2 protein-coding genes and 1 pseudogene are annotated in these 3,528 nt (G+C 69.4%); all 3 read left to right on the forward strand.

What is annotated here, in order from left to right:
• Positions 1–456, forward strand: a pseudogene (locus tag JHC79_RS14945) (glycosyltransferase); the annotation flags it as partial.
• A gap of 141 nt (positions 457–597) precedes the next feature.
• Positions 598–1,956, forward strand: coding sequence for a glycosyltransferase 87 family protein (locus JHC79_RS14950; protein WP_296392140.1), 1,359 nt, complete (start codon positions 598–600; stop codon positions 1,954–1,956).
• A gap of 10 nt (positions 1,957–1,966) precedes the next feature.
• Positions 1,967–3,528, forward strand: a 1,562-nt coding sequence (locus JHC79_RS14955; RefSeq protein ID WP_296392142.1) for a DNA polymerase III subunit gamma and tau, incomplete at its 3' end; no start/stop codon positions are given.

Consider the following 3,528-nt stretch of genomic DNA (forward strand, 5'->3'; position numbering starts at 1 on the left):
CTGGGGCTCACCGCTTCGCTGATGGCGCACCGTCGCGGGCACGAACTCCTCGCGCTGACGCTGGTGGGGCTGACCTCGTGTGCGGTGTCGCCGATGTCGTGGGGGCATCACTGGGTGTGGATCGTCCCGCTCGGGGTGATCGCGCTGCACCACGTCTTCGCGGCCCGGACGGCAGCGGTGCGCCTACTGGCCGGCGCGGGTGTCGTCGGACTGGTGCTGACGACGTTCGCGTGGCGGACCCACATCGCCGGGCGGATGACCTTCGTGGGCGTCGAACACCCGGACGCGTACTACACCGGTCTGTTCTTCAAGTACGGCATCAGTTGGCTGCGCTGGTTCACCTATGACCCCTACAACTGGATCTTCGTGGTGGCCGCGGTGACGACGATCGTCGCTCTCGCGACGACCCGGCCCCGGGTGACGGAGTCCACGGCCCGCGTCGCGGCGAGCCGGTAGCCGGCGCCGAACCGACCGAAAGCGTTCAAAACGGTCTCTGAGCAGTGCCGACACCGAACGGCCCCCGGCGAGCGATGTTCGCCTGCCGTACGCCGAGGTGGTTACTATCTCTCACATTCCACGGAAAACAGGGAGAGTGCTGTGAACTCACCGAGTTCGGCCGCCCCCGCCGGGCGACGGGCGGGTAAGAGCCTGCCCCGTCATCCGATCTTCCTGCTGTTGCTCGCGGTCATCGCCGCGGTCGCGGTGTACGTGCAGCTCACCTACATCCCCATCGACGCCCGTGTGTTCGGGCTGTTCAACAACCAGGTCGACCTCAAGGTCTACCGAGCGGGGGCCCTGCACCTGCTGCACGGCATCCCGATCTACGACGGCCCGATCCGCGGCCGTTTCGAGTACACCTATCCGCCGTTCTCCACGGTCGTCCTGCAGCCGTTCGGGTGGATGTCGAAGGACGCCGCGGTGCTGGTGTGGTCGGTGCTGATCGTGGCGGCGCTGTTCTGGGTGGTCTTCGGCTCGTTCCGCGCCCTCGGCTACCGGGCCGATTGGCGCCTCGCGGCGACGTCGGTGTCGCTGGTGACCGTGGCCCTGCTCATGGAGCCGGTGCGCACCACCATCTGGTACGGCCAGATCAACGTGTTCCTCATGGCCATCGTCATGTGGGATCTGTTGCGGCCCGACGGGAGCCGACTCAAGGGCATCGGCGTCGGACTAGCCGCGGGCATCAAACTCACACCCGCGTTCTTCGGGCTCTATCTGCTGGTGACCCGCCGGTGGAGGCCGGCGATCGTCGCGGCCGTCACCGGATTGGTCACCGTGGCCGTCGGGGCGGCGATCATCCCGCGGGGATCGTGGAAGTTCTGGACCGACAAGATCTTCGACTCGCAACGCGTCGGCCCCACCAACACGCCCGCGAACCAGTCGATCCGGGGCGCACTTGCACGCATCTTCACCACCGAAAACCCCAGCAACGGTCTGTGGGTGTTGATGTCGGCGGTCGCGATCGTCCTCGGTCTCACCGCGGCGTACCTGGCCTTCCGTCACGGCAACGAGGTGCTGGCGCTCGCCCTGACCGGCATGACGACGACCGCGGTCTCACCGTTCTCGTGGGGCCACCACTGGGTGTGGTTCGTGCCGCTGCTCGTGGTCGCGGTGGATTTCGTCCTCGGGGCCCTGCGCAACCGACGACCACTCGCCGCCGTCGGACTGCTCGTCCTGCCGGTTGGTTTGCTGCTCGCGACCTTCATCTGGAGTTTCTACCTTCCCGACGGCGCCGTGGGGCTGCGGCCGTTCTACGGCATCGGGACGTTCATGAACCCGGTGCCGGACTGGTTCCGGTGGTTCGGCACGCAGCCCTACATCTGCGTGTTCGGTCTGACCGCGCTGGCCACCATCGCGGTGTGCCTGACGAGGTCGTCGAACGGGTCGTCGGCCGACGACGCACGGGGGCCTGTGGATGACGGCCTCGGCGCCTCGAGCGCCGTCGGTCCACGCCGGTAGTCTCTTCGACGTGGCCCTGTACAGGACGTATCGACCCGCTACGTTTGCCGACGTCGTCGGTCAAGAACACGTCACCGAACCGTTGTGCCGCGCTCTCGATTCCGGTCGCATCAATCACGCGTACCTGTTCTCCGGCCCCCGCGGTTGCGGCAAGACGTCGTCCGCGCGCATCCTGGCCCGTTCGCTCAACTGCGTGCAGGGCCCGACGTCGACGCCGTGCGGTGTCTGCGCGTCGTGCGTCGCGCTCGCCCCCGGTGGCCCCGGCAACCTCGACGTGATCGAGCTCGACGCGGCCAGCCACGGCGGTGTCGACGACACCCGCGACCTGCGGGACAAGGCGGGGTACTCGCCGGCCGAGTCGCGCTACCGCGTGTTCATCGTGGACGAGGCCCACATGGTGACCAACGCGGGTTTCAACGCGCTCCTCAAGATCGTCGAGGAGCCGCCGGAACACCTCATCTTCATCTTCGCGACCACCGAGCCGGAGAAGGTCCTGCCGACCATCCGCTCGCGGACGCACCACTACCCGTTCCGTCTGCTGCCGCCACAGGTGATGCGCGGACTGCTGGAGAAGATCTGCGGCCAGGAGGGCGTTCAGGTCGCACCGCCGGTCTTCCCGCTCGTCATCCGCGCGGGCGGCGGTTCGCCCCGTGACTCGCTCAGCGTGCTCGACCAACTCCTCGCCGGAGCCGGTGACGACGGTGTCACCTACGAGCGCGCCCTGGCCCTGCTCGGTGTCACCGACGTCGCACTCATCGACGAGTCCGTCGACGCCCTGGCCGCCGGTGACGGCGCGTCGCTCTTCGGTGCGGTCGAGCGCCTCGTCGACGCCGGACACGATCCGCGTCGGTTCGCCGTCGACCTGCTCGAGCGCCTCCGCGATCTCATTCTCCTGCAAGCGGTTCCGGACGCCGCGGATCGCGGACTCGTGGAGGCCCCCGGTGATCAGGTCGAGCGCATGCGCGACGAGGTCGAGCGCATCGGGCCGGCGACTCTGACCCGATACGCCGAGACGGTGCACGCGGCGCTCGGTGAGATGCGCGGCACCACCTCGCCGCGGTTGCTGCTCGAGGTCATGTGCGCGCGGATGCTGCTGCCCGCCGCGACCGATGCGGAGTCGGCGGTGCTGCAGCGGCTCGAACGCATCGAGGCCCAGCTCGTCGGAGGGGCGCCCGTCGTCGCGCGTGCCGCGGCTGCCGCGACCGCGCCCGCCGCGGCATCCGGTCCCGGCGCGCCGGTGTCCGAGCCCGCCCCGGACTCCAAATTCGTCCGACGGTCCCAGCAGCGTGCGGAGCCGGAGCCGGAGACCGCACCGCCGGTCGCTCCCGAGCCGGTCGCTCCTGTACCGGTCGCCCCTGCCGCAGTACCGGCTCCCACGCCCGAGCCCGATCCGACGCCGGCGCCTGAGCCCGTCGAACCCGCCGTGCGCGAGCCGGTGGAACCGGTGCGTGCCGAGGCCGAGCCCGTTGCGCCCGAGGAACCTGCGCTGATCGAGCCGCCCGAGACCGACGAGCCGCCGGAACCGGAACCGCCGCTCGCCGACGAACCGACCGCCGAGGCGGAGCCCGTCGT

Origin of the sequence: Williamsia sp., from assembly GCF_016462415.1 — a bacterium.
Taxonomy (GTDB): Bacteria; Actinomycetota; Actinomycetes; order Mycobacteriales; family Mycobacteriaceae; genus Williamsia_A.